The sequence below is a fragment of the Propionivibrio sp. genome, from assembly GCF_049316945.1.
Classification (GTDB): domain Bacteria; phylum Pseudomonadota; class Gammaproteobacteria; order Burkholderiales; family Rhodocyclaceae; genus Propionivibrio.
Genome location: NZ_JBMOJE010000279.1, coordinates 1 through 3070, shown reverse-complemented (window position 1 = coordinate 3070; position 3070 = coordinate 1). Strand labels below are relative to the sequence as shown.

5 protein-coding genes are annotated in these 3070 nt (G+C 52.0%); 3 read left to right on the top strand and 2 right to left on the bottom strand.

All coding sequences use genetic code 11. The annotated features are described in order from the left end of the window. Positions 1-42: 42 nt before the first annotated feature. Positions 43-597, bottom strand: coding sequence for a nucleotidyl transferase AbiEii/AbiGii toxin family protein (locus tag ACOYNV_RS26970; protein ID WP_422902904.1), 555 nt, complete (start codon positions 595-597; stop codon positions 43-45). Next, positions 590-1186: a DUF6088 family protein gene (locus ACOYNV_RS26965; RefSeq protein WP_422902903.1), complete on the bottom strand. Its 597-nt coding sequence runs from the start codon at positions 1184-1186 to the stop codon at positions 590-592. Before ACOYNV_RS26965 ends, ACOYNV_RS26970 begins: the two co-directional genes overlap by 8 nt. Before the next feature lie 524 nt (positions 1187-1710). On the opposite strand from ACOYNV_RS26965, the gene ACOYNV_RS26960 reads away from it, so the two are divergent. From ACOYNV_RS26960 to ACOYNV_RS26950, 3 genes are all read left to right on the top strand, one after another. Then, positions 1711-1902 carry a hypothetical protein gene (locus ACOYNV_RS26960; RefSeq protein ID WP_422902902.1) on the top strand — a complete coding sequence of 64 codons (192 nt, stop codon included), beginning with the start codon at positions 1711-1713 and terminating at the stop codon, positions 1900-1902. A gap of 43 nt (positions 1903-1945) precedes the next feature. Further along, positions 1946-2137, top strand: coding sequence for a helix-turn-helix transcriptional regulator (locus ACOYNV_RS26955; protein WP_422902901.1), 192 nt, complete (start codon positions 1946-1948; stop codon positions 2135-2137). A 61-nt stretch (positions 2138-2198) separates the two neighbouring features. Beyond that, the gene (locus tag ACOYNV_RS26950; RefSeq protein WP_422902900.1) at positions 2199-2969 is read left to right on the top strand and encodes a hypothetical protein; all 771 of its coding nucleotides are present in this window, start codon (positions 2199-2201) and stop codon (positions 2967-2969) included. Positions 2970-3070 lie beyond the last annotated feature (101 nt).

Sequence of the window (3070 nt, the reverse complement as noted above, 5' to 3'; positions counted from 1 at the left end):
CCAAACTAATTTCCTGAAAATACTGAATAAATACGGCCTGGATCAGGAAGTCTGAACCTGGTTTGGTTCACCCGTGGCGCGCGCACCAAACTCCAGTTGGATCGTTGGGGAGGAATAGCCTGTCCCGGTTTTGACCGCTGGATACGCCAGAACTAATTTGTCGCTTTCCTTGCCTGCCAAAGTCAGAGTGGCTTCAAGGCCAGCCTTCACCATCGCGGCCTCAATGACCGGCCTTACCGTGGTCTCAATCCAGGTGGGCAAGCGATGACGTACCGCGCTGCTGATCTTTTTCTCTTGGCTTGATGAAGCAGGGATGGGGTTTCCTTGCTGCAAAAGGTCGGCCGCCAGTTCGCGGATGTCGTAGGTGAGATCCACATCCTCGGAAAATCGATCAATGATGCGATAAACCTTGGACAGCGACGTTCCGCCCTTGAAAGTGAGTTTACTGGCCAACGTTGATTCGTAGATAGCGGATAGTGCCCACACGACCCAAATATCTTTTTCGAGCAAGTGCGCTGGCCGCCCTGTTCGGGCAGACGCATATTCCAAGGCTTCAGCCTGATCAACTCGGCTGAGAGAGAACCATGACTCAGCCATGTGTCATACCTTCGCTGACCACTTTAGCCATCCAGCTCGGCAACATGGCTCGTGCACTGCCCACAGCCGCCCATTCGGGTTCAGACAGTTTTGTGCGGAGCAGTTTGATCGCCGCTGGTGCAGCCTCAGGACCCAGCCAATCGAGCGCACGAATCGCCATGCCAGCCGGACGTTTGCCCAGCAATAATTGCCAGCGATTGCCGTGCTTGAGCTCAACGCAACGATTACCCAGTTGCAGTTTGCGGGATGGGCCAGAGGTAAAAAACACTTCGCGCGTTGGCACCTGAGTGGTCAAACCCAGCGCATTGGCTTCAGCCGCACCATTGGCCACGACCGTTTCACCACCACGCGCTTCAATGGCCTGCACCACTGACTCAGTGGAGGGGGGGCGAACGCCGAATCGACCTTGGTAAGGTGCGACGTAGGCACCACGACTCACGCGCATCAATTGGCCTTCAAGAGCCAATCGAGACAAGGTTTTGTCCACAGCAGCACGCGAACCCAGATGCAGAAATTCTTTGGGCGACAGCAAGCCACCCTCGGGCATGGTGCGGGCGGCAGACAAAATATTTTCGGCAAGATGGCTCATGGTGGCGACTCCTTTGTCAGAAGTATATTCTGTTATCTGACAAATCGCAAATTAGATGGGCGGCTTAAAGGCGTAGGCGCAGGGAGGAATTCCCTCCGCCTACCAATGCTGAAATAAAACTTGATTGATTCGTCCGCGCGCAAACCCTTTGTTTATGCGGGTCTACGAATTTCCTTTGCGGACTTCGGCCCCTTTTTGGGCTCAGACAGAACAGAGACTATTGGTGAGAGCAGAAAGTGGTCTAAAACGGATCGGCTGGTCGGCTGGCGAAGTCCGCAGGTTTCCGCACGAACCCCCGCGTGTTTGCGGGATTCCGCAAAGAAAATGCCCAACGGAGAACCGTTGGGCATCAATTTTTGGTGGAGGCGGGGGCTACCGGACGAACTGTATCAACACATTGATAACAAATACAAAACACAATATCGTAATTGCTGCGTACCCGGATACGTACCCTGTTTGTGCATTTGCTAACGAGTTCGATCCCGAAAATCGCTGCGGTAACGAGTTCGATCCCGAAATCTTTTATGCTGACGGCAGCTTCGATGTGCCGTGTTGCAATTTTGCAACATGTTTTCTGGTACACAAGAAAAATAGATTTTTATTTTCTTAAACCAGTTAAACGGCGCTATACCCCTTTAGAAACACGCAGCGGTTTGCCCGCTCTGCTGCGTTTAGGAAAATTATTTTGTATTGGCCGCGCTGGTTTTTCGGCATGAGGACATATCCGAGGGTCGTATCAAGTAGTGCCTAAGGATTGTTATGAACCCCAAATTACCCGCTTCACTTTTGCGTCTTCCGCAAGTACTTGCACTCATCCCCGTTTGCCGGGCAACGTGGTACAACGGCGTCAAATCTGGCCGCTATCCAGCCTCAGTAGCCCTTGGTCCGCGCTGCGTAGCGTGGCGATCGGCCGACATTGATCAAATCGTCAAGTCCGGAACGCTGAACTAAGCGAATCTCTCAAAAGACGCGTCAGCATAACGCTACGTCATGACAAAAAAGGAGGCTAATCATGCCCCATGAACCATCCATTACAAATCTACACGCAAAGCCAAACTTAAAATCCGCAGATCGTCAGCAGATCATGCGCGCCCGGTTTTCCGATCCATTCAGCGGTGTTGAGGACGCGAAACGGGTGCGCACGAACACTACAAAAGCAGTGTCTGCAATCAAGGAAATCCTTGGCGTGCTAAAAAATCTGACCTTCGATCAGCGACTGGTCATGGCGGATGATTGGACACTGCTAACGCAGGCTGCGAATCTTCTTAGCGGTTACAGCCGAGATGTGGCTGCGGCACAAAAAAGTGTGGCGTGTGAAAGGGCATCGAGAGAAAAGTCCCGCAAGGAAGAGTATCAAGCTCGAATCGCAAGGATGGTTATACGAATTTTTGGTATGGCGCCCGAGCCTCTGGTGGTCAAGGGAATGGCCGCAGATCTTCTCAAATTCCAGTTTGCTATCGTACCTTGGGCACAGCAACTCCACCATGTGGATGAGGCATTCATTTCCATTCATACGGGCGGGGTTTATGACGCGTTGAGATTTGGTAACGTTACAGAAATTGCGCTCGCCGTTGCCGAAGAGTGTGCTCGATTGCCAGTGTGTGGAAAATCTTCTTGGCACAAAGGTCTGAGTCAGTGGGAGGGCGGCTGGGAAGATTTTATTGCATGGCACACATCAAACACCACCAATCAGATTGGAGCGTTAATCACGATTGATCAGAGAAGCGGTGGTGTGCCACCTAGTTGCGAATCACAAAACCAGCCCGCAACGTCTAAAGCCTAAAGCAATAAAACGTTTTTACACTACATCCATGTGGCCGATTTTGCCATTTGACAAATCTCGCCCCATTGGAGCCACCGAATCGCGGCCTAATGGTGCCAGCG